Genomic DNA, 21,271 nt, shown 5'->3' with positions numbered 1-21,271 from the left:
ACTTATGCTTTCTAATCGAAAAAGAACATTTTTATTTTTCACTGGACTCATTGGGCTTTTTATTCTTGCATTATCTTTTATGTATTTCACACCTAAAACTTATCCTGATACACCCAACGGTCAAGTACCTAATGAATATGCAACGGTTAAATCTGCTCCAGATGCTTTAATTATTGTTCATAAAGCCGGCTGTCAGCATTGTCAACAAGCTTCTAAGACGATTGTTCCAGCTTTAGATAGTTCTAAGAATCAAAAAAGGCCAGTATTAGTCATTGAATCTACAAATGAGCATCAAAAGGTCAGTGAAGGAAATAGTTATCCAGATATTTTAACCGACTATGGTATTTCGCGCTATCCAACCATTTTGCATTTGAAGAATGGTACTGTGGTAGGACGTTATACAGGGACCAACGTTCAACAATTGAAGGCTATTTTGAATTCTTAAGAGCAAAGGAGGAGGAAAATGAAAAAACGCATTGGTTTTTTCTTTAAAAACTTGTCAAAAGTTGGCTGGCTCACCTTTATTTCATTTTTAGTAATTATCGGTGTTCTGATTTTTCAAACGATTCAAAACATGTCGCAAACAATTGCATTGAGCAAGCAAGCAAGTGCCACACCGGTAGTTCATCAACAAATTTCCAAAGAAAAATATGTTGATACAATCAATCAACAAATTCGTCGGGGTAATCAACTAGCCAATCAAATGATCTACTTAGCGGCTAGTTATGGTGGTTCAAAAATTGATAACAAAACAGCACTTCAAAACCATCTAGAACCACTCGTGAAATCGGTTTTACCATTTATGTTCCCAAATACCGATAATGATTCAGGAAAAAGTTATCGAAGTGATATTCAATCGATTAACTCCAGTTCCAATTATCATGATGGCCTTGTTTCAATGATGCTAACAGTTCAGTATCAAAATGGGCCTAATAATGATCAAAAAATTGTCCAGGCAGTTTATAATCCTCAATCAGATTCCATTGTTTCGGCCGCAATTAATCAAACGGATAGTGGTAATAGTGGAGGGCAGTCATGATTCAAAAACTAAAAGTATTTAGTAAAAAATATTTTTTGTTATTCATAGCAATCCTAATTATTATTATGTTTGCCCTGCTTAATATGTTCTTAGCTCAACAACAGACAGCTTTGAAACAACGGATTACGAAAAACCAAAAAAAAACGACTCAAATTTTGAAAGTTGTTAATAACCAATGGCAATTTAATGATGCACAAGATGTCGCCACACGTTTTTTTACCATTTATCATACTTTTAATGACTCTCAAACGTTTAATCAACGGGCTACTGCAAGTGAAAAGTATGCTACTAGTCAGATAACCTCTAATCAACAACTATTTCCAAATGATTATGTAGATGGGAACCATTATATTGATACTTCAGGCCTTCAATCTGATGTTACTAATGTATTATTTTTCCCAGACAAGAACCAAAGCAATACCGACCTTCAAGAAGGGATTGTCCAAGTGAAGGTGAATGCCAAATATAATGGCTTCAATAGTGGTCAATCGATTTTAGATTATCACGTTACTTTTGATACAACGCAGAAAAAGATAACCGACGTCCATTTTGTTGGTACTGAGAAATTTGAAGCAAATAGTACAGTAATGTCTGGAAATTAAACATATATTTATACATATATGTATGCTCATATTTATAAATATACGCATGGTAAGCAAAAACCAAAATAAGATATTGCTTATACGAACAAATGTTCGTATAATTATCTTGATAGGAGTTTATCATGGATAATGAAATTGATTTGACTGTAAATAAAATAAAGCGCCAAATTGAGCCTTTATTTCGCAAAGAAAGGAATACCCTTTATCATTTTAGAGTGGTTGGGACCCCTTTTACTGAAAAATATAACATTTTCTTTGAATGGCACAAGATCAATCATTCAACCATTTCACGCCAAGTTGGTAGCTATTCCAAACGTAACTCAAAATATATTGATGAATTTGTTCAATCGTTAGAACGAGCAACGGGTGTATCGGTTCAATTGTTACTACAATAACTAATTATTTCATATAACAAAGCACTATCTCCACTGATGGTGCTTTTTTTAATGTATTTAAAGTAGCTGGATTTTATGAACGCTCAACGCGAATATGAGTCAGCTGTTTTTAAAAAAGGGAATATCAGTAATTTACCTTCATTCAACCATAGTCATGGTAGGGAAACTTCCCTATATGGAGGAAATTCTGATGGAAAAGTGGTATCACGGTTCATCATCAAACTTTGATTCATTTAAACACCAAGCAATTGGAACAAATGGCCGTGCACAGGGTTTTGGTATTTATCTGACTCAGAGTAAAGAAGTTGCAAGGTCATACGCTGGTACCGGTAAAGGTCACGAAAACCAGGGATTCGTTTATCATGTTGATACTTCCAAGATTAACGATATGCGTCAACTTGATCCAGAACAAGTAACAATGACTCAGGAAGATGTCGTTCAAATCTTAAAGTCAATCACCGAAGTACAAGATGAATATCCATACACACTTGTGGATTATTCCGGAAATCCTGATCTTGAAGTTGGTTGGAACGAAGAAAATGAAGAGATTGCGCAAGAAATTGCTTTTAATTTACTTGAAGATGAAGCTAACGATCTTGATGTGATCAACGAATTACGAAATTTGTCTAATGAAAGTGAGGCTGTTGGAAGAGGATTGAGCCAAGCAATAATTGGATCCGCTCCCGACTGGACTCAGGTCGATTCTGAGGGGCATCCAGCTTTAGTAGTTTTTGATCCTAATAATCTTTCAATTATTGAAAAAGAATCAGTGCATGAGCCACAACTTGTGCAAGAACAAACCATTCAACCAGAACTAACAGCTGATGATGCCGAGTATCTGAGTACTCTATCAGAAATTGAATTGCACCAATAAGGAGGGAATCAGCAATGCAGAAAGAATGGCAATCATTAAAAGAAGAATATTTAGCTCTTTGGCAACGATCTGAACAAACTTATAACACTCTGGTAGTAAAAGAAGTCATTCGTGCTGCCGAACGAGAACTAGAAAAAACCGGAGCTATGAATATTGTTGACGACTTAAAAAGAAATGGATTTAATTCTCAAAAACCTTCGCCGGAAAGTTTGCGTGTCATTTTAAAAGACATGGACTTTGTTTATCCCGAAAATTCAGGTGTTGATGAACCAGAAAGTTACTTTGGTGTTTATTTACGTGATGAAATAAAACCAGAAATAATTGACGACGTGGAAGAAGATATGGCACTTATGACGGATTATCTTGGTGGTGCTCTGAGTGCACCGGATGATGATGCAAACCTGACGAGTGAGGAAGTTGAGATTATTCAAAAAACCGGAGCTGATTGGCTTTTGGAAGATGTAAATATTAATCAAGCAGACAAAGATCAGACCCCAATTTCAGAAAATTCAATAATTGCTAAATCATCACATGATGATTTAGCTTATCTTAATTCTTTATCTAACGAATCAACTATTGAATACTAAGGGGCAGAGACATGAATGATCTATATCAGGAATATAAAAATCTATATCATCTTGCACAACAGGAACACGATCTTGAAATCGCACGTTGGTCACTGACTGCAATTGAAAATAAAGTAAAAGAAAACCATCCAAATCCTATTAAGTGGGAAAGCAAGCTACCCGAGGCGATCACACCCTATAAATGGCCTAATAATGTCGATTACACAGTTTTGGATCGTGAAATGTTAGTCGCTGCGGAACAAATCGGACTACACCGTTTTAATCCGGCTGGACCTGATTCAGAGATTCTTGCTAATCTTGAGAAACATGGCCATTTTTACCCCACACCATTGGATGCTCGCTTTCCACATCCAAATGTTTTATTTAATCAAGAAGGTCATCTCTTCAATGACGAAACAGATTTAGATGGATACACTAATGATATGCGTGACTACATCATGTCGTCACAAAATGATTTGAAGTCGTTAGGGATAACTGAAGCCGCGATTCTGAAGGTATCTAGTCCCTGGTTAATTGGTGATTCACGACAAATTTCACAAAACGGTAACGAAAGGGAGCTCAATATGCAAACGTCATCACTTAAAAAGCAGCGTGATGAAATTATTGAGAACGGCGCACTAGAGGTTGGTTACTCTAATAATGTGAAAGCAGAAATGCTGGATTTAGATCCTGATTTATTAGCCAAAACTTTTGCTGACGAAGGTGTTGTCAGTATTTTAACTGCTGAAGCCCAAAAAGGAGCTCAAAATCATCAAAACGAATTTGATAATGTTCTTGTGACTGAAATGGTTCGAAACATGGAATTAGAAGACTTTGAAAGTGTTTCTGATTTCTTTTTTAATAACCAAAAAGAATACACCGAAAATGGCTATAAGTCCCTTAACCCATCTCCTGTTGATTTATCTCAAAGCACTTACAAGCAACTAAAAAAAGAAATTGTTGATAACAATGCGTTGAACGTTGGCTATTTACAAGAAGTTAAATCAGATATGTTATATCTGGATCCAAATATTTTGGAAAAAGTATTGTCAAATAAAGATACAGTTCAAGCACTCTCGTCAGAAGCAAACAAAGCTAATCAAGGATTAACTAACCAATTCGATAACATACTGGTCACTGAAATGACGAGAGAATTAAATTACCAAGATTTTAAATTAGTAGCCCCTAAGTTTATGAACTTCGCCAAAGCGGAACAGTCGCAACAAGAAGATCTCGACTTTGTTGCTAGTCAATTAGAAAATAATATTAATCTGTAGTTAAAAGAAAAAATAAAGACTCTTTTCAAAAAGTTTATTCCTCTTAGGTGCAGCTTTTTCGGTTTTTTTATAGTAAAATTAATAACTGTTCCACAGATAAAAAAATTGAAAAAGGAGGATTTGGCATGAAAAATGACATCATTAGCTTTTTCGCCGGTGTAGGCGGAATTGATCTAGGGTTTGAAGATGCAGGCAAGTATCGCACAGTTTATGCAAATGAGTTTGATAAAAATGCTCAACATACTTTTGAATTAAATTTCAATAAGCGTGGCGCCTATCTTGATCGTCGAGATATTAAAGAAGTCACACCCGACGATATTAAAGAACAAACTGTTAATGCGAATATACTACTTGCTGGTTTCCCTTGCCAGCCGTTCAGTATTGCAGGTTTTAGAAAAGGGTTTGAAGATAATCGAGGGGACTTATTTTTTGAAACCCTTCGTATTATCAAATCAATACAACCAAAGGTTGTTTTTCTAGAAAATGTTAAAAACTTAGTTACTCATGATCACGGAAATACTTTTAAAGTTATTCGTGAGTTTATGGTTCATACTGGTTATTACGTCAAATGGAAAGTTCTGAACTCGAAAGAATACGGGAATGTCCCTCAAAATAGGGAACGTATCTACGTTGTTGGTTTTAAAGACGAAAACGCCTTTAAAAACTTTACCTTTCCAGAAAAAATTGATTTAACTACCTCTCTATCAGACATTATTGATTTTGATGCAAAAACAGGCGAAACGACTAAATTTGGAGATACGCTAGAGGAAAAATTCTTTTATCGTAAGGACAAACAAACCTTTTATCCTGATTTGATCTCGGAGATGACAAGCTCCAATACTGTTTATCAATGGAGACGGCAGTACGTTCGTGAGAATAAGTCCGGTGTTGTGCCTACTTTAACCGCTAACATGGGAACAGGTGGCCATAACGTACCATTAATTCGTACTCATAATGGTGAGATTCGTAAGTTGACTCCGAGAGAGACATTCAACGCTCAAGGGTACCCAGCTGACTATGTGTTACCATCAGATTCGTCACTCAGTGCATTATACAAACAAGCTGGTAACTCTGTGGCTGTACCTGTTATTAGTCGTATTGCACAAAATATTACAAAAGCTCTTGAAAAAGGGAATTTGGACGAGTCGCTCCCCCAAGTTGAGGGTAAGGTGGCATTAATTTATACGAAAATGGATGGAAGAATGGCAGGCGAATCCTTTCCTATACAATGGTTTAATAATAAATCTATTGCCGAACAGAAATTAATTGAGTACAGTAATAAGACTAATACAGCTATTTATGACGATCTGGATTTTTATAAGGCTATAAAAAAAGGTGGAAAACACGAATTCTATTCTATTGCTGGATAAAAAAAGCTCTCTTAGGAGGGCTTTTTTGTTATGCTTAACAAGTAATAAAGGAGAATTATATATGTGGGAAAATCTGGAGACAAGTCAAAAAGAAATATATAAAAAATTAATTACTAATTTTGCTTCTCTAAGTGAAGCTTTTGCACAAAAAGAAGACGAAACTGCAAATGTTATTATTGCACCCATTATCAATTCTAAATATCAAGAAACATCTTTTAAGAATTCCTTCAATGCAACCATTGAGGACATAGGAAACTCATCTTTTGATGCTTCTATCAATAACGGAAATCAAGGAAAATATTTAGTTGGAATAAAAGCCTTTGGTGTAAAAAGTGGGTTTCAAAAAATAGCTCAATTTAAGTCATCAAGTCAATCTGAAGATTGGTTTTCAATTATTTCTTCTATAAAAAACAGAAACATGAACGGCAAAAGTAAGGAAGATTTTGATGATTACTTGAAGCTGGCTTCACGAATTGCAACATTAAGAAACAAACGGATTGAGTCTTCAAAAAGCCAATTACAAGGTTTTGATTATACCCAAGATGTATCTTCTGTTTACCATGTTCTAATGCCCTCCCCAACAATTAAGTCTCCCAAAAAGGGGGATAGACCATATATTATGGTAGGGGAAACGTCATATTTACCAATTGATATTGATAATTTGAAAATACTAGGTCCTACCAGCAAGGACCATCTTCAAAATTTTCGTTTTACAGACACTAACCACATATATCAGTATAATAGTGCGGATAGTCAGCTACTAATGTCTTTTCATGCTACGGATAAAAAGAATGAAGATAACGAGTCAATTGGTGTTGAGAAATGGCCGATTCAGTACATTGATAACGCTTTTGATTTTTTCTTAAATCTTCCTACTGTAAAAACCACCAAAGCCAATAATCATGTTACTCAATCATTCACGTTTGCAATCAAAACAAACCGAAGATCAGGTTTCAATGAATGGTTCGCTGGACCCAAAAATCCAATCAAAGAAAGAGATAACAGATACTTAGAACTCGTTACTCTTGGTGAGTCAATATTAGGCAAAAAAGTAAATTGGAAGAAAAATATTGATTTTGTTTTATTTGGAGACTTCAATACTTCTAAAGAAAAAGAAAAGCGAGAAAATATAAGAGCAGTCTTAACAAAACAAGCAGAGCCTTACCCAGAATTATTGAAAAAAGTATTAGTCGCTTTATGGCGTGGTGATAAACCATATGAGGTATATATTCCAGTACCCAATGCACGTGAATTTAATCGTGCATATCCTAACTTTTTTGCCACTGGTGCGGGCCTTTTAGAGGGTTCAAAACTCACTTCTCCGGTTTCAACGCGAACTTTTACTATCCGCTTTATGCCTTCAGAAGAGGAAATAGAAATGGTTCTTACTCAAGCAAATGGTAAAGCTATTCAAAGTGTTGACTCACAATACAAATTTGGTAAGTGGGTCCTTAAAAAAATCTTCCAATTAAATGATCGAGAACTTTTAACAGACGATATTTTAGATGAACTTAATATCAATGCCATGTGTTTAAAAAAATATGATGACGGACGTCCGATTACTTTAGAGTTCACGTACGTTGATCCTGATAATGAACCAGACGATTTTTGGAAATAATCAATTTTTTTATAAAAATTCAATACCGTGTTATTTAAAGGACTTTTTTTAGAAAGTCTTTTTCATTTTATACCTATTTCCATGCTACCCTAAAAACAAAATGTACAATTTCTACATAAGTGCAGTATGAATATGATTATATTTATACATATACATATACATATACATATACGTATATGTATGATATAATTATACTTGTATTCGAGTTTATCGAAGAACAATTTTAATTGTAAATATAAAGTGAGGCTTGATATGAAGAAAATTGGTTTCATCGCTGAAAAAGGTGGCGCCGGTAAGACAACTCAGTCATATAATTTTGCGGGTTATTTAGCTGCAAAAAATAAAAAAGTATTATTGATTGATTTAGACCACCAACTATCGTTAACGAGAGAAGTTTTTGGCGTTTTAGAGGAAAAGGGTTCAAGTGTTAATCTATTTCGAGATCAGAGTGCCAAGATTTATAACGTTAAAAATAATATTGATTTGTTACCTGCCAGTCTATCTCTTGAACTCCTAGAAAAAGAACTAGCTTTAACAGACATCGAGATGCCCAGTTTGATTCTTAGTTATTGGTTTCAGGACCATGCTGAAGAGATTGATTTGAAACAATATGATTACATTATTTTTGATACGCACCCCGATTTCGGAATTGTAAACAAAAATGTTGTAGTAGCTTCGGATGCCATTATTAGTCCACTAGAACCAAACTTATTTGGTTGGGCCGCAAAGGTGAGAATTCAATCACGCATTGATAATTTGTTGGAACATCTAATCAATCCAAGTACAAGAAAACCTTTCATTGAAACACCTCTGTTCTTTATCAACAATAAGGTTGAACATAATACTAATGAGTCCCGAACATTATTAGAAAAAACAAAGAATGACCCACAAGTGATTGCTACAATCCCAAATAAGCAATTATTTAAAGCAACGATTCGGAAAAATATGCCTATTGCTGATATGCAATCTGATGTGAAGATTTTCAACGCAAACCGTAAATTCTTTGATACTATCAACATGGCCTATGCTGATATTGCAAATGTAGTAGATAAAATTTAAGGAGAATTGATTATGGCTGTAAAAGGACAACTTCCAGAACGAAAAAATAAAGATCTTTCTCAAGAAGAATTTACGCAAATGATTAAGCATCGTGAGGAAGATGAAAATCACATCAACAATGTAATTCAAGAGAAGAAAAAAGAGATATCTAGAAATAAGAAAAAAAGAGAAACAAAAAAACCATATACATTAACACTTCGACCTTCTGTGCACGATTTTGGGGTTGAGTTAGCCGAGGAAGAAGGACTTAGCTTTTCTTCATGGTTAGAACAACTCATTGAAAAAGAAGGTAATAATTAATACGCGTTATATATAAAGTTATTCAGTAGCATTATACATATACATATATTGTAAATATACATATATGTATAATATATGTGTACTTTCGGAAGTCAGCCGGCTACTGAAGTATACAATCAATAAGAGAAGGTATTATGATTTTTAAAAACATGTTAGCAAGTAAAGGAAAAAAGAAATGGTACGCATTGATGGGAGTTGTAGCTGTTCTTGCAATGATTATGCTTGGACTACATCATGCACATGCAACTCATTCATCATCACCTCAGTCTAATAAGCAGAGTACGAAATCTGTATCTGCCAAAGCCACAAAGAGCAATGATCAAAATCAGAAAACAAGCAATCAACCTGCCGCTGATAATAACGAGCAAGTAAAAGATGCCTCTGTTTCGGCAACCTCTTCATCAACTGTCCAAGCTCAACAAAGCGATACAACTAATAAGAAAGCAACGGGCCAAGCAAGTTCTTCATCAGTTGCTGCCCCTGCCTCTCAGCCAGCGCAAGATATTAATAAAGGCAATCCTCGACAAACTGTAATGCCTAATGTCAATGTATATGGAGCGCCCGGTCTCTGCTTGCAGTATGTAGATGATGCTTTTAACATTAATTCAAATCGATCTTATTCTGCAACTGCTGCAGCAGGAAAAGCGAGCGCTAATGGCACGATGCACTACAATGATCAATTCCCGGTTGGAATAAAGGTACCGGTCTACTGGAACTTAATCAATAAAGATGATGGTGTCAATTATGGTCATATTGCCATTTGGGACGGTCAAGGCGGCTTCTACTGGGAGGGAAATCATTCTTCTACCCCTAATTACTTCACACTTGATGAAATGAAGCAAATTATGAATGGAACTCGACAAGTAAATGGCCATTCCTTAACAGAAAACTGGCAAACACCATCCTTGATTGGCTGGTCAACTTCACTAGAAGGACACACCATTGCGGAAAATTTATAAGTAGTTCATATTAAGATTAAAAAGTAATAACTTGATTCAAGGGAGAATTTTTATACATATACATACACGTATAAATATATGTATATGTATGGTAAAAATAAAGTGAGCCATTAATTCAATACACTCAGCTTGTTGGGCTGAAATTTAATAATAGACTACTGGAGGGCGCCTATATGGGCGCCCTTTTTATTTATTCAAATAATAGAACAACATCATTTTAAAAAAGGTTTTTTCGGAAGGCCTTTTTAATTTTGAGCCAGATTTTTCTACGCCATTAAAAAACAAAAAAATAGGGGACATCAGTAAAAAAACAAAAAACACCCAAAGTATAGATGCGTAGTTAAAAATAATATGAAAAGGATAATAAGATATTATGGACTTTCATTTAAAAAAGAAAAAAACAATTGAAAAAGAAGATCCAAGTGTTCAACTGTTAGACGATAAGTTCCAATTTAACTTAGAAGAATCAGAATTTCCTGATCATGAAGTAATTGAAAATACCTCAGCGGATTTTCAATCTAAGGGGTGGCTTAGTTATGAAGCGACTAAACCAATGGCAAACATATGGTTCGTCGAAAATCTATTATTGAATCTCATAGCTAATGGTAATGTTGGTACCGTTTCACTGTCTTTTCTTGAAACAGGCTACAAAACTCCAAAGCCAGAAAAAGGCCGAAAAAAGAAGAAAAAGCAGGTTGATGCTAAACCAGAACATGCTGTATTAGATCAGTTTACCTTGTCTTTTGTTATTGATCGCCATTATGTTCATTTACCTCAAGCAATTGCCAATTATTTTTTGAATATAAGAAATGACAGCGTTGATTATACTGGTCGTAAAGATTATATTGAGTTAATTTTAGATTTTTATGATCATCAATCCGGTGACGGGTTTAAAGATTTATTTGGCCTCCTGCCTAGTGCATCAGTCACTTTACCAAGCGAAGAGGAGTGGCGCACAAAATATAACGAGGAAAAAGAAGTATTTGTAAACGCTGAAACGCGTGAAAACGAAGCCGCTACCAACATTCATATTGAAAAGCCAGTACTTGAGCAGTCAGATTCAAATCTTTCGAGTGAACAATCGAATTCATCAAACCAAGAAGAAAACAAAACTGATCAAGTATCGGAAGATGAATCGAATAATACTTTCGATTCAGTATCAACCGTAGAAGTCCCAACATCAATGGCCATTACAAAAAGACCTGACGATGATATGAATACGACTTTAACCAACAATGATACACTGGCATCTTCAGAATCTTCATTAACGAATTCATTTACATTAAGTTCATTTTTTGATGAACTCGAAGAAATGAGGAATATTGCCAATGTCGATCCAGAATTTTACATCACGCATGATTTGGCATCAGTTGGTGAGCAAGATACCAATTTTGTCTCAGCTCAAGTTGATCATAAAAAGGATGAATTGAATGTTGAACGAGGACAAGTGGCAGAAACCCTTAATACCTCTGCATCTCAAAAATTAGGCATTAAGATTGATCAATTCAAGAGAGCATTAAATAAGTCAGCCAGTTCTTTTGACTTAAACCACAAAGCATTAGACCGGGCGCATGAAGTGGTCGATCCAATTTTGGCTGCTGAACTGAATAATGCTCAAAATCAGGAATTTAAGTCACTGGAGGATCGCGCGAATAATCAACGAGCAGAAGAAAATAACCGTCATGACCAAGTACTAAGGGAAATTGACGAAACTTTAAGAACTGAAAAGAAACGGGCCTCAGAAGAATTAGCAGCACAATACGAAACTAAGAAGAAGCAAGAACTTGAGTTGCAAACGAAAGATTATCAAGCAAAGTTTGATCAACAAAAATCAGATGACCTGCAAACACTTGCTTCACAATTCTTGTCTGAACTACAAACTCTGGCTACCACACTTCAATCGACTTCTAATGATTATATGAGAATGTTTGTAAAAGAACAAAACGATTCTCTTGCCAAGTTTGAGGAACAGCAACGCCAAATTCATGCTGAAGCGGAAAAAAGAGCCATTGCTCTCGATGAAGCTTCAATCCAACGTAGTAAAGCTGAAAACTACAAGTTATCCCTTGAAGAAAAAGATGAACAACTTGCCGAAACATTGGCCGCCGTGACGAATTTGAAAAACCGCGAAGCCGAATTGATGGCTGAAAATCGCACATTAAAAGAAAATCATGTCACTTCAGAAAAAATTGATCATTTGGTCAATGATAAGGATAACGATTTTACTTTTAAGGATTTCATGGCTTGGCAAGAAAACCAACAAAAGAACAATCTACAACCTAAACCAACTCACCATTCCAAAAAGTTCTGGTGGTCTACAAGTGTGGGGGTCTCGCTTCTTTTACTGGGCGCCGGGGCAGGAGGTATGAAGGCGTACTCAACATTGCAAAATACGCAAGAAACTAATCAGCGATTACAAAAAGAAGTCACCAAATTAACCAAAGAGGCTTCTTCTTCAAATAACACGAAAACCGCCCAAACCAATTCAACGACTAATCAATCCAGCACAACGAATGATAATAGCGTAAACAATCGCCCTTACCAAGCTCTCGACGATTCACTCAAGCGAAATAGCTTAGATGTTTATCGTCAAAACTTCTCAGATAATCAATTGGGGCAAGATAGCTATCGTGTCTTTCGAGTCGGACAACTTTTGAATCAACAAGTTGGTCGTGATGCAGCGGTAGCCGTGTCACAAGCAAACCCTGGCTATAATCAAACTTTGAATCAATATCTAGGTATCTAGGGATTTAATAAAAAATTTAGTTAGTAAGAGACAAAGGAGAAAACTTATGCCTATTCAAGCCCAATCAATCAATGTGAAAAATCACTTCAAAATGTATAAGGCTGGTAAACACTGGCTCTATGCTTCACTGGCGGCCGTTACTCTTATTTCTGGAGGAGTTGGTCTTTCACAGTCAGCTAATGCGGATGAGGTGTCGCCAACTACAACTGCTCAAGGAACTGACAGTACAGCTCCATCTGCTGAACATCAAGGAGAGATGAATCAAGTTAATGGCTTGAAAGATACTCATAATGCCCTCAATCAAGCGGTTACGACGGCTCAAGCCGCTGGAGTTACTGTTACAGATCAAGGCACAACGACTAAAACCGTTACGCAAGACCAAGTGTCCAATGAACGTCAAGCGGTTAAGAATGATGAAACGGCCCAAACAGCTCAAGTCAATCAGGCCACGGCCAATATTAATTCATTAAAGGATTCCAACAAAAAGGTTAATGATGCGGCGACTGATGCCCAAAATAGTGGCGTTATTTTAACCCAAGATAATACGGTTAAAAAGGATCCCCAAGATGCTGCGCAAGATGCTCAATCACAAGCTGATAATTTGAAGAAGTTGGCTGATGAGAAAAAAGCTGACAATGACTATGTTGCTCAAGCGCTCAAGGGAACTACTAATTACAACAATCAACCATCAGAGACCAAAGGGGGGTTGAAGTTTGTAAATACTGGCCAAAAACCAACGGCTATCGTTTCTTCTGACTACGGCGACAAGAACACACCATTCTCTCAAATCCAAGTACCTAATTCTGTTAGCGTTAATGTCCAACAAGGATCGCAAGCCGGCACAAATGCCTCGCTACACCCGTTCTTAGGTAAGACAAATGCTATTGATCCAAATGTTCCTTTCTTTACTACGAATTCGGGTGACACATATCGAGTCAATGGCTTGTCTGTCACACCGACAGATGGTGGGCCAAGTCAAAATGCTTATCTGATTTATAAAGTGAACAGTGTTCAAAGTATCAAGCCTAATAAAGGCAGTTACGTGGCTTTCCATGAAAGTCAAAACACCGGAAACGGTCAAGATCGAGGTGCTCATTCTCTAAGCATCTTCATTACCAATGCCTCCTATGCTGATATTGATGCCAAGCTCTATGCAGAAAACGGCCAACCGCTAAACATCAAAACGGCGATCACTTATAACGATATTGATATTGAACAGGGTATTCGCGAAAATTCTGGAAATATTGTTAATTTGACTTATTCTGACGATACTAAGGTCGCAGACGATGGAACTGTTTATTCCACTTCATCTCATGATTTGAACGGAAATGAAACCGACGAGGGTCAATATATTGCCATTGGCCAGGGAAATGATTTCTCTCATAAGTTCTATAACCCTTACACCAATCAAATTGACCCAGATACAGGCAAGTGGGGTGTAAGTACTGATGGATATGATACTTTCCGTTATGATTTATTTGGTACTGATGATCGTCTAAAAACGGTTAGTCCTAAGGTCATTACCGGTAATTATCACTTATACGACCAAACGCAAGCAGTGACGGTTCACAAAACTGACTTACAGTATCAACCAGTTGTTCAACCACATAAGTCAGAAACCAATGAAGAAGATGAAAATAACAACACCAAGCCTGTCATGCGTGGGGACATTGTTAAGTATTACGTCAATCAAGATTACACTGGTTATAAGGATGCTGATCTAACGGAGTCAAGTATTGGCACAACCCCTGGTGCTTACGATAATTATGATGCTAAGACTACCGCAAACCCAGGTACGGAAAAAACATATTTGATGCCGGAGGGGTATAAGTTTAACCCTGATACAGTAGCTCAAGACCTTAAGAAGGGGCAGTTGCTCGACAATAATGACTTTGTTTATCAATATGACAATCAAAGTCATAAATTTACAGTAAACGCTAAAGATGCTCAAGACTTTTTAACAAAGTATATTCAAGCAGGCCGAACGTTGGTAACGACGTTTGATACAACTGTGAATGATGACGTTGATGGCCAAATTCAGAACACGGCCTACCAACTTGATTTTCAAAGCAAAACTGGCCGTTCATTCCAAACTGAAACAGTCCAAAATCCATTGCCCAAAATTAATCCTAAAAAGGATGTTGTGGCCGGTGTAGGGGACCGTTCAAGCTTAAATAATCAAACAATCGACTATGGTCAGTTGTTTGACTATGCTTTAGAATCCAGCACACGTCCTGCTAATTATGGTGGTAAGACGAACGAATGGTCAATTGATGATCAAACCGACACAGCTCATGATTTGCTAACAGGACAATACTCCGTGTTAAACAGCGGTGGCGACTTAACAACGGAAGATGGTCAAAAGATTGTCAAGAACCAAATTATGGACCCAAGTTACTTCACAGCAGTGATGGATGGTCATGGCAAAATCTCACTTCAGGCGACTGATAAGTACCTTAAGTTAATTGATCTTCCTGATAACAAAAAAGTACCGGTTCAATGGAGGGCCTATGTTCAGACTAAGCGAATTGCTTACGGAGATGCCAAAAATGTATTCACAGAATCGTTTAATCATCAAACAAGAAAATCAAATGAAGTCCTGACCCATACACCTCAACCAGAAATTAAGACTCCAACTACTAATAACTATTCGTATACAACGAATAACTACAACACGACTAACGTTACAAATAACTATCCTCAAAAAGAAGTGGTACAACAACCACAACAGGTTATTGCTACTCCCGGATCAACAGTGACACCTGTGTCCTCTTCTGTCCTGCCAAAAACAGGGCAAGAAGCGCACAATCACACAAACATGGAGGGTGAAATTGCTGCAATCTTAGCAATTGGAACCTCCGCGTACTTTGCTGCATTAAAGCGAAAGAAAATCATTTAATATGTGAACAATAAAAGCCGCCCTTTTGAGCGGCTTTTGTTATACTGGGAATAATTGCAGTGAGGGAGACCTTTTTGATAAATTGGATATTGAATCAAATATTTAATAAGTACTGACAGTTTGTTTTTTGAAGGGAAGTAAGCCATGAGAAGTCAATTATACAGCACGTTAAAATTATTGGTGGCTGGAACACTTGTACTAGGGGGGCTCCTTTGGAGTAACAACTACGTGAGTGCTGATGCTAATACCGATTATGTTCCTAAAAACGCTATAGTAAATGACCATAGTAATATTAAGACAATTAATGGGCAGCGATATTTGTTTGATTCACAAGGGAATCTAGTGCATGGCCAGCAATTCTATCAAGGTCATTGGTATTTGTTTGATCCTCATACTGGCGCAATGCAATATGGTCGCCAATATATTGCTGATCAAAACAAATGGGTTCTGTACAATCGAAATGATGGCACGATGCAATATGGTCAACAATATGACCAAGGTCATTGGTATTTGTTTGACCCACAAAGTGGTGCAATGCAATACGGTCGTCAATATATTGCTGATCAAAACAAATGGGTTCTGTACAATCGAAATGATGGCACGATGCAATATGGTCAACAATATGACCAAGGTCATTGGTATTTGTTTGACCCACAAAGTGGTGCAATGCAATACGGTCGTCAATATATTGCTGATCAAAACAAATGGGTTCTGTACAATCGAAATGATGGCACGATGCAATATGGTCAACAATATGATCAAGGTCATTGGTATTTGTTTGACCCACAAAGTGGTGCAATGCAGTATGGCTGGCAACAACTGCCACAAGGAAGAGTATATTATGATCAACACGACGGTACCATTGAATATGGGACAAAATTGATTGATGGAGTAGAGTACTCCTTCAATGTTTATAATGGTGCCCAAGAAACAGGCTATCGCCAAATCATGAGCCCTAATGTTTATACCTATGGTGCTCCCGGCCTCTGCTTGCAATATGTAGATGATGCTTTTAACATTAATTCAAATCGATCTTATTCTGCTAAAGTAGCTGCGGATAAAGCCGGAAGGGCAGGCACCATGCACTACAACGATCAATTTCCTGTTGGTATAAGGGTTCCAATTTATTGGAACTTAGTAAGCAAAGATGATGGCATTAACTATGGCCATATTGCCATTTGGGACGGACAAGGTGGCTTTTACTGGGAAGGAAATAATTCATCGTTACCTAATTACTTCACACGGGACGAAATGCAACAAATTATGAACGGAACTCGACCAGTAAACGGACACTACCTAACCGAAAATTGGTACAAGCCGGCCCTAATTGGTTGGTCAACTTCATTGGAAGGAACATCAGTTGTTGATTAAATTCGCCGCCTTTGTAATTTTTGTATTTATTAAGTCGTATTATTATTCTTTTTGTTATATAATATCCTTGTCCCTTTTTAATTTAAAAGGGGACAGGGAAAAGGGGATTCTTCCTCCACCCGCTGGCTGACTGGATGAACACACTATCTCGTTTGAGTAATGATTTTTCGTTTCATTTTGAAATTCTCTCTTAGCATATTTTGTGTAATCCACCATTTTAGTATTTAAGCATTCTTCTTCAAACACTAAATACTCTTTAATTCATGCAGTGAAATACCTTGGTATCAACAAGTATCAATACAATACAAATTGTGCAACAATCACCAAAAGCCGCGGGGCCTACCAGAGCATTGATCTGCCACTGGTAGGCCTTTTTCTTTACTCACAAAAAAAGGAACACGAATAACGTGTTCTCATGATTTATTTAACGATGGCCATAGTACTGGGCTTTGGTTTCGGCCAACCACTTGGGGTCTTGATCCAAATATTTATAAAACTTAATAGTCATTTTATACGTGAATTTAATGAAACGCCAAGCTAGATAAATAGTGGCAAACCAGAAGACAAAATACATGGCAACAAACAAAAAGCCAAAGATGGCACCACCTGTGCTAGTTTCAGTGTATGGATAATATTTTTGCATGTTTTATCTCCCCAATTACCACCTGTAAATATCATTACTTTTTTAAATAATCTTTTAGCAGTTGTTCCAGTAAAGCAGAAAAGCTTAACCCTTGATCGGCTGCATTGAGCATTGCTTCATCATGAATTGATGGCTTCATCATGATGACATATTGCTTTTTATTCTCTCGTTTTACACGCGGTTTTACAGAAGGGGTAGGACGTTGCTTTTCATCTTCTGCTGATTGATTTTGGTGCTTTCTTTCTGATAGCGGCCCTTCAACTTCCATCAATTTTCTCCTTTTAATTTTTTATATTTTACTTTATTATTATATCTAATCATATGTATAAATGCAATTATATTTATACATATGTTCATACATATATTTATGCATATATTCATACATATATTTACGCATATATTCATATGTATTAATGCAATGTAAATTAATCAAAGTATTTGTCTTATAGAGGTATTTACAATGGATTGCCGTCACTTAACTTTAGAAGATCGTGTCAAATTAGAAACCTGGATTGCAGAAGGTTATTCTCTATCACAAATTGCCACTCGTCTAGGTTTTGCCCGTTCCACTATTACCAGAGAAATACAACGTGCCACCAAGCATCAACGAATGGGGCTACGTTTGCCAGCAAACCGTGCTAAAACAATGTATCAAGCGCTCTCGGCGCATCAACTTGCTGAATACAACAAACACTCAAAAATAAGGTTGCGTCCACGTAAATTATCCAATCATCGTGCAAGCATTATTAAAAAAAGAATTTTGGAAGATAAATGGTCACCAGAACAGATTGTTTACGGTAGTCGTAATTTTGGTGTATCAGCCCGTTGCATATACAACTGGATTAACCAAAATAAAATTGAGGGTCTCTCAAATAAAAGTTTACGACTAAAAGGTAAACGGTATAAGCGTGCTTTAAGTCAAAAAATAATGAGGAGCCTTCATCAGTCAAATTCTGATAAACGAGCTGTTATCCAACAACATACGATTGAAAGACGACCATTGGCAATCGAACGCCGTGAAGTTTTCGGACATTGGGAACTAGACGGTGTGGAGTCCATGCAATCCAGTCATTTGTTATTAACTTTTGTCGAAAGAAAAACGAGATATGCCGAAGTGGTGCTTGTAAAGAATAAGTACGCTTATTCAATAAGCGAAGCGATTGAAGGCTTTTTGAAGAAATATCAAGGTTCTGTTAAATCGATTACTTGTGATCGTGGTACAGAGTTTTTAGCAACCATGACCCAACGGGTTTTTCAAAAAAACAACATCAAATATTACTATGCGCATGCGTATTCACCACACGAACGCGGTTCCAACGAGAATTTCAACCGTACTTTGCGGGAGTACTTTCCAAAGAAAACAGATTTCGCTCATATAAGCCTCGTAAAGCTTCGAAAAGTTGTCATGAGTATCAACACACGTCCTATGGCTTTACACGGCTTTAAAACGCGCCTGAGTGCCTTTAAACGCCATCTCAGTTATCAACGTCTTCACATAACAGGAATCACATAAAAAAGAATCCATAAATTGGATCCTTGGCTATGATAAAAATAGGCAAGTTTTTTTAGTGAACACAAATTATAAAAAAGCTTAAAAACCTTGCTATAATCAGCTTTAAAGAGGTTATTTCAAAGAAAAAATTTTAAACTGTTGCATTAAGACTTGACAAATGCCCTTAGTTCATTTACTTTCGATAATATATATTATGTAAAGTAGAATATTAAAGAAAATTTGCAACCCTAAAATTAACAACGTAAGTAAACAATCGCTCCGAGGCTTGGTATAAGGCCTTTTTTGTTTGAAAAAAAGTTTTTTGTTTTTCTATCGTCGAAAAAGAATCGGTTATTTTCGCTTCTTTTTTCGCTAAACGCTTTGAATTATAACGTATTTTTCTTCAACTGCCAATCTTGTTAACTTTTAGACCAACGCAAAAAAGCCAGTCCCTTGACTGGTTCAAAAAATTCAATTGTTGCTCTTTAAGCTGGGTTTAAGAATCGCTGGTCAAACGCAACCCGACGATATTGGCAGTGACGTCTAAAAGCCTGTAAACGGCTCCTGTAACGATGAGTACGCATCGGACGAGTGTTGATACTCATGACCACTTTATCGAGCTCTGACTGGCTTATATGAGCGAAATCCGTTTTCTTGGGATAATACTCCCGTAAGAGCTTATTAAAATTCTCGTTGGAACCGCGTTCATACGGCGAATATGCATGCGCGTAATAATATTTCACGCCATGCTGATCCAACATTTGCCGGGTCTGCAAGGCAATGAACTCGGACCCTCGGTCACAAGTCACACTGTCCACACAACCTTTATATTTTTCACAGAAATCTGAAATAGCATTGCTGACGGTATAAGCAGACTTATTCTTAATGACCATCGAGACTGCATACCGACTAAAACGTTCTACAAAAGTTAATAACAAGTGACTGGATTGACGAGACTCAACACCGTCTAGTTCCCAATGACCAAAACGGTTACGGTTTTCAATCACACTTGGTCGAAACTCAATGGAATACTGGTGTGTCGCTCGTTTCTGATCTTCTTTTTTCAGATACAGACTTTTGCGTTCACTCCAACTTAACGCTCGCTTATGATACCGTTGCCGCTTGCCTTTATCTCGTAAGGCCCAGTAATCGAGTCCCTTAATTCTTTTATGATTAACCCAATTGTAGATGGTTTTAAAGGACACACCAACTCGTAAAGGCCCCTTAGCGATTTGCTCAGGTGACCACTTGTGTTCGAGGATGTATTTTTTAATGAGCTGTTCACGTCTGAGTGTTAATTTAGTTGGAGATTTCTTTTTGTTCCGTTGTTTTTGGTCAGCTAACGTTTGGCCTTCAATGGCTCGGTACATTTTTCTGGATATATGTGCACTTACCTTTCTATCCATTGTAGCATGTAACGTTGTCCGCTGTATTTCTTTCGTAAGGGTTGCTCTGGAGTAACCGATTGTTTTAGCAATAAAACTTAAGTTATACCCTTCTTTTAGTAACGTTTCAATTTGAACTCGTTGTGCCAATTGTAAATGCTTTTGTCCCATCTTCATTCTCCCGTTATTCTGCATCAAACAACAAATCTGTTTTTGCGATCACATACAGAAAAATTATAGCAAAACATGGAAATGCCTTCGCTTTCCCTTGAACGTTGAACGGGTTTAGTAGGCAACAAAAAAAGGCCTCAAACGAGACCGCTTTTAATCGTTGCAAATAGAAAAATCCAGTCACATACATTTACTTTCCCGAGTATCTGTGAATAGAGCAAAACCGGATACGTTTATTATCAGCACGGGATTGTGCTGTCACGGCTTTATATAAGTTCTTGGACACGTTGGTCGAGACTTTACGTCCCCCGGTTAGGTGTTGCGTAGCTCGCTGGACCTCTTTAGTCACGGTCGCTCTTGAGTAGCCTAAAGTAGTGGCAATCTCATAAGAATAAATTCATAACAAAATGCAAAGAAATAATTCTTCTGTGTATCACAGGAGGACTGTTTAATTATGAATTTAAAAAGATGCTATTCGATTCCACAAATAAATCAACGAAAGTTT

General features: G+C 36.8%; 20 protein-coding genes. 16 read left to right on the top strand and 4 right to left on the bottom strand.

What is annotated here, in order from left to right; genetic code table 11:
* Nucleotides 1–4: 4 nt before the first annotated feature.
* The 15 genes from FT12353_RS00175 to FT12353_RS00105 all read left to right on the top strand — a co-directional run bounded on the left by FT12353_RS00175 (nucleotide 5) and on the right by FT12353_RS00105 (nucleotide 17,075).
* Complete coding sequence (locus FT12353_RS00175; protein ID WP_203616770.1) at nucleotides 5–445, top strand: thioredoxin family protein; 441 nt, start codon at nucleotides 5–7, stop codon at nucleotides 443–445.
* Between the two features lie 18 nt (nucleotides 446–463).
* Nucleotides 464–1,039, top strand: a complete 576-nt coding sequence (locus tag FT12353_RS00170) for a hypothetical protein (protein WP_203616768.1) — start codon at nucleotides 464–466, stop codon at nucleotides 1,037–1,039.
* Nucleotides 1,036–1,641: a hypothetical protein gene (locus FT12353_RS00165; protein ID WP_203616766.1), complete on the top strand. Its 606-nt coding sequence runs from the start codon at nucleotides 1,036–1,038 to the stop codon at nucleotides 1,639–1,641. The genes FT12353_RS00170 and FT12353_RS00165 overlap by 4 nt, the downstream gene beginning before the upstream one ends.
* A gap of 122 nt (nucleotides 1,642–1,763) precedes the next feature.
* Complete coding sequence (locus tag FT12353_RS00160) at nucleotides 1,764–2,036, top strand: hypothetical protein (protein WP_203616764.1); 273 nt, start codon at nucleotides 1,764–1,766, stop codon at nucleotides 2,034–2,036.
* Nucleotides 2,037–2,226: 190 nt separating this feature from the next.
* Nucleotides 2,227–2,910 (top strand): ADP-ribosyltransferase-containing protein, encoded by a 684-nt coding sequence (locus tag FT12353_RS00155; protein ID WP_203616762.1) that lies wholly within the window; start codon nucleotides 2,227–2,229, stop codon nucleotides 2,908–2,910.
* Between the two features lie 14 nt (nucleotides 2,911–2,924).
* Nucleotides 2,925–3,497, top strand: a complete 573-nt coding sequence (locus FT12353_RS00150; RefSeq protein WP_203616759.1) for a hypothetical protein — start codon at nucleotides 2,925–2,927, stop codon at nucleotides 3,495–3,497.
* Between the two features lie 11 nt (nucleotides 3,498–3,508).
* Nucleotides 3,509–4,753 (top strand): hypothetical protein, encoded by a 1,245-nt coding sequence (locus tag FT12353_RS00145; RefSeq protein WP_203616756.1) that lies wholly within the window; start codon nucleotides 3,509–3,511, stop codon nucleotides 4,751–4,753.
* A 125-nt stretch (nucleotides 4,754–4,878) separates the two neighbouring features.
* Nucleotides 4,879–6,123 carry a DNA cytosine methyltransferase gene (locus FT12353_RS00140; protein ID WP_203616753.1) on the top strand — a complete coding sequence of 415 codons (1,245 nt, stop codon included), beginning with the start codon at nucleotides 4,879–4,881 and terminating at the stop codon, nucleotides 6,121–6,123.
* A 61-nt stretch (nucleotides 6,124–6,184) separates the two neighbouring features.
* Nucleotides 6,185–7,741 carry a hypothetical protein gene (locus tag FT12353_RS00135; RefSeq protein WP_203616750.1) on the top strand — a complete coding sequence of 519 codons (1,557 nt, stop codon included), beginning with the start codon at nucleotides 6,185–6,187 and terminating at the stop codon, nucleotides 7,739–7,741.
* Between the two features lie 252 nt (nucleotides 7,742–7,993).
* The gene (locus FT12353_RS00130) at nucleotides 7,994–8,800 is read left to right on the top strand and encodes a ParA family protein (RefSeq protein WP_203616747.1); all 807 of its coding nucleotides are present in this window, start codon (nucleotides 7,994–7,996) and stop codon (nucleotides 8,798–8,800) included.
* A 12-nt stretch (nucleotides 8,801–8,812) separates the two neighbouring features.
* The gene (locus tag FT12353_RS00125; RefSeq protein WP_203616744.1) at nucleotides 8,813–9,100 is read left to right on the top strand and encodes a hypothetical protein; all 288 of its coding nucleotides are present in this window, start codon (nucleotides 8,813–8,815) and stop codon (nucleotides 9,098–9,100) included.
* A 134-nt stretch (nucleotides 9,101–9,234) separates the two neighbouring features.
* Nucleotides 9,235–10,059 carry a hypothetical protein gene (locus tag FT12353_RS00120; protein WP_203616741.1) on the top strand — a complete coding sequence of 275 codons (825 nt, stop codon included), beginning with the start codon at nucleotides 9,235–9,237 and terminating at the stop codon, nucleotides 10,057–10,059.
* Between the two features lie 373 nt (nucleotides 10,060–10,432).
* Nucleotides 10,433–12,805: a hypothetical protein gene (locus FT12353_RS00115; RefSeq protein WP_203616738.1), complete on the top strand. Its 2,373-nt coding sequence runs from the start codon at nucleotides 10,433–10,435 to the stop codon at nucleotides 12,803–12,805.
* Between the two features lie 46 nt (nucleotides 12,806–12,851).
* A complete protein-coding gene (locus FT12353_RS00110) occupies nucleotides 12,852–15,704 on the top strand; it encodes an LPXTG cell wall anchor domain-containing protein (protein ID WP_203616736.1) in 2,853 nt (950 codons plus the stop codon).
* Nucleotides 15,705–15,848: 144 nt separating this feature from the next.
* Nucleotides 15,849–17,075 carry an N-acetylmuramoyl-L-alanine amidase family protein gene (locus FT12353_RS00105; RefSeq protein ID WP_203616726.1) on the top strand — a complete coding sequence of 409 codons (1,227 nt, stop codon included), beginning with the start codon at nucleotides 15,849–15,851 and terminating at the stop codon, nucleotides 17,073–17,075.
* 54 nt (nucleotides 17,076–17,129) lie between these two features.
* Here the strand turns inward: FT12353_RS00105 and FT12353_RS00100 are convergent, their stop codons facing one another.
* The 3 genes from FT12353_RS00100 to FT12353_RS00090 all read right to left on the bottom strand — a co-directional run bounded on the left by FT12353_RS00100 (nucleotide 17,130) and on the right by FT12353_RS00090 (nucleotide 17,986).
* Complete coding sequence (locus FT12353_RS00100) at nucleotides 17,130–17,321, bottom strand: hypothetical protein (RefSeq protein ID WP_203616724.1); 192 nt, start codon at nucleotides 17,319–17,321, stop codon at nucleotides 17,130–17,132.
* A 178-nt stretch (nucleotides 17,322–17,499) separates the two neighbouring features.
* Nucleotides 17,500–17,718, bottom strand: a complete 219-nt coding sequence (locus FT12353_RS00095) for a hypothetical protein (RefSeq protein WP_203616722.1) — start codon at nucleotides 17,716–17,718, stop codon at nucleotides 17,500–17,502.
* A 34-nt stretch (nucleotides 17,719–17,752) separates the two neighbouring features.
* Entirely contained in the window at nucleotides 17,753–17,986 is a 234-nt protein-coding gene (locus FT12353_RS00090) for a hypothetical protein (protein WP_203616716.1), read from the bottom strand.
* A 192-nt stretch (nucleotides 17,987–18,178) separates the two neighbouring features.
* On the opposite strand from FT12353_RS00090, the gene FT12353_RS00085 reads away from it, so the two are divergent.
* Nucleotides 18,179–19,231: an IS30 family transposase gene (locus tag FT12353_RS00085; protein ID WP_203616715.1), complete on the top strand. Its 1,053-nt coding sequence runs from the start codon at nucleotides 18,179–18,181 to the stop codon at nucleotides 19,229–19,231.
* A gap of 464 nt (nucleotides 19,232–19,695) precedes the next feature.
* Here FT12353_RS00085 and FT12353_RS00080 read toward each other — a convergent pair whose 3' ends face one another.
* On the bottom strand, nucleotides 19,696–20,766 hold the full coding sequence (locus tag FT12353_RS00080) for an IS30 family transposase (RefSeq protein ID WP_203616713.1): 1,071 nt from the start codon (nucleotides 20,764–20,766) through the stop codon (nucleotides 19,696–19,698).
* Nucleotides 20,767–21,271: the final 505 nt, after the last annotated feature.

It is taken from the genome of Fructobacillus tropaeoli, from assembly GCF_016860625.1.
Lineage (GTDB): Bacteria > Bacillota > Bacilli > Lactobacillales > Lactobacillaceae > Fructobacillus > Fructobacillus tropaeoli.
This window is presented reverse-complemented; position numbering and strand designations above follow the sequence as displayed.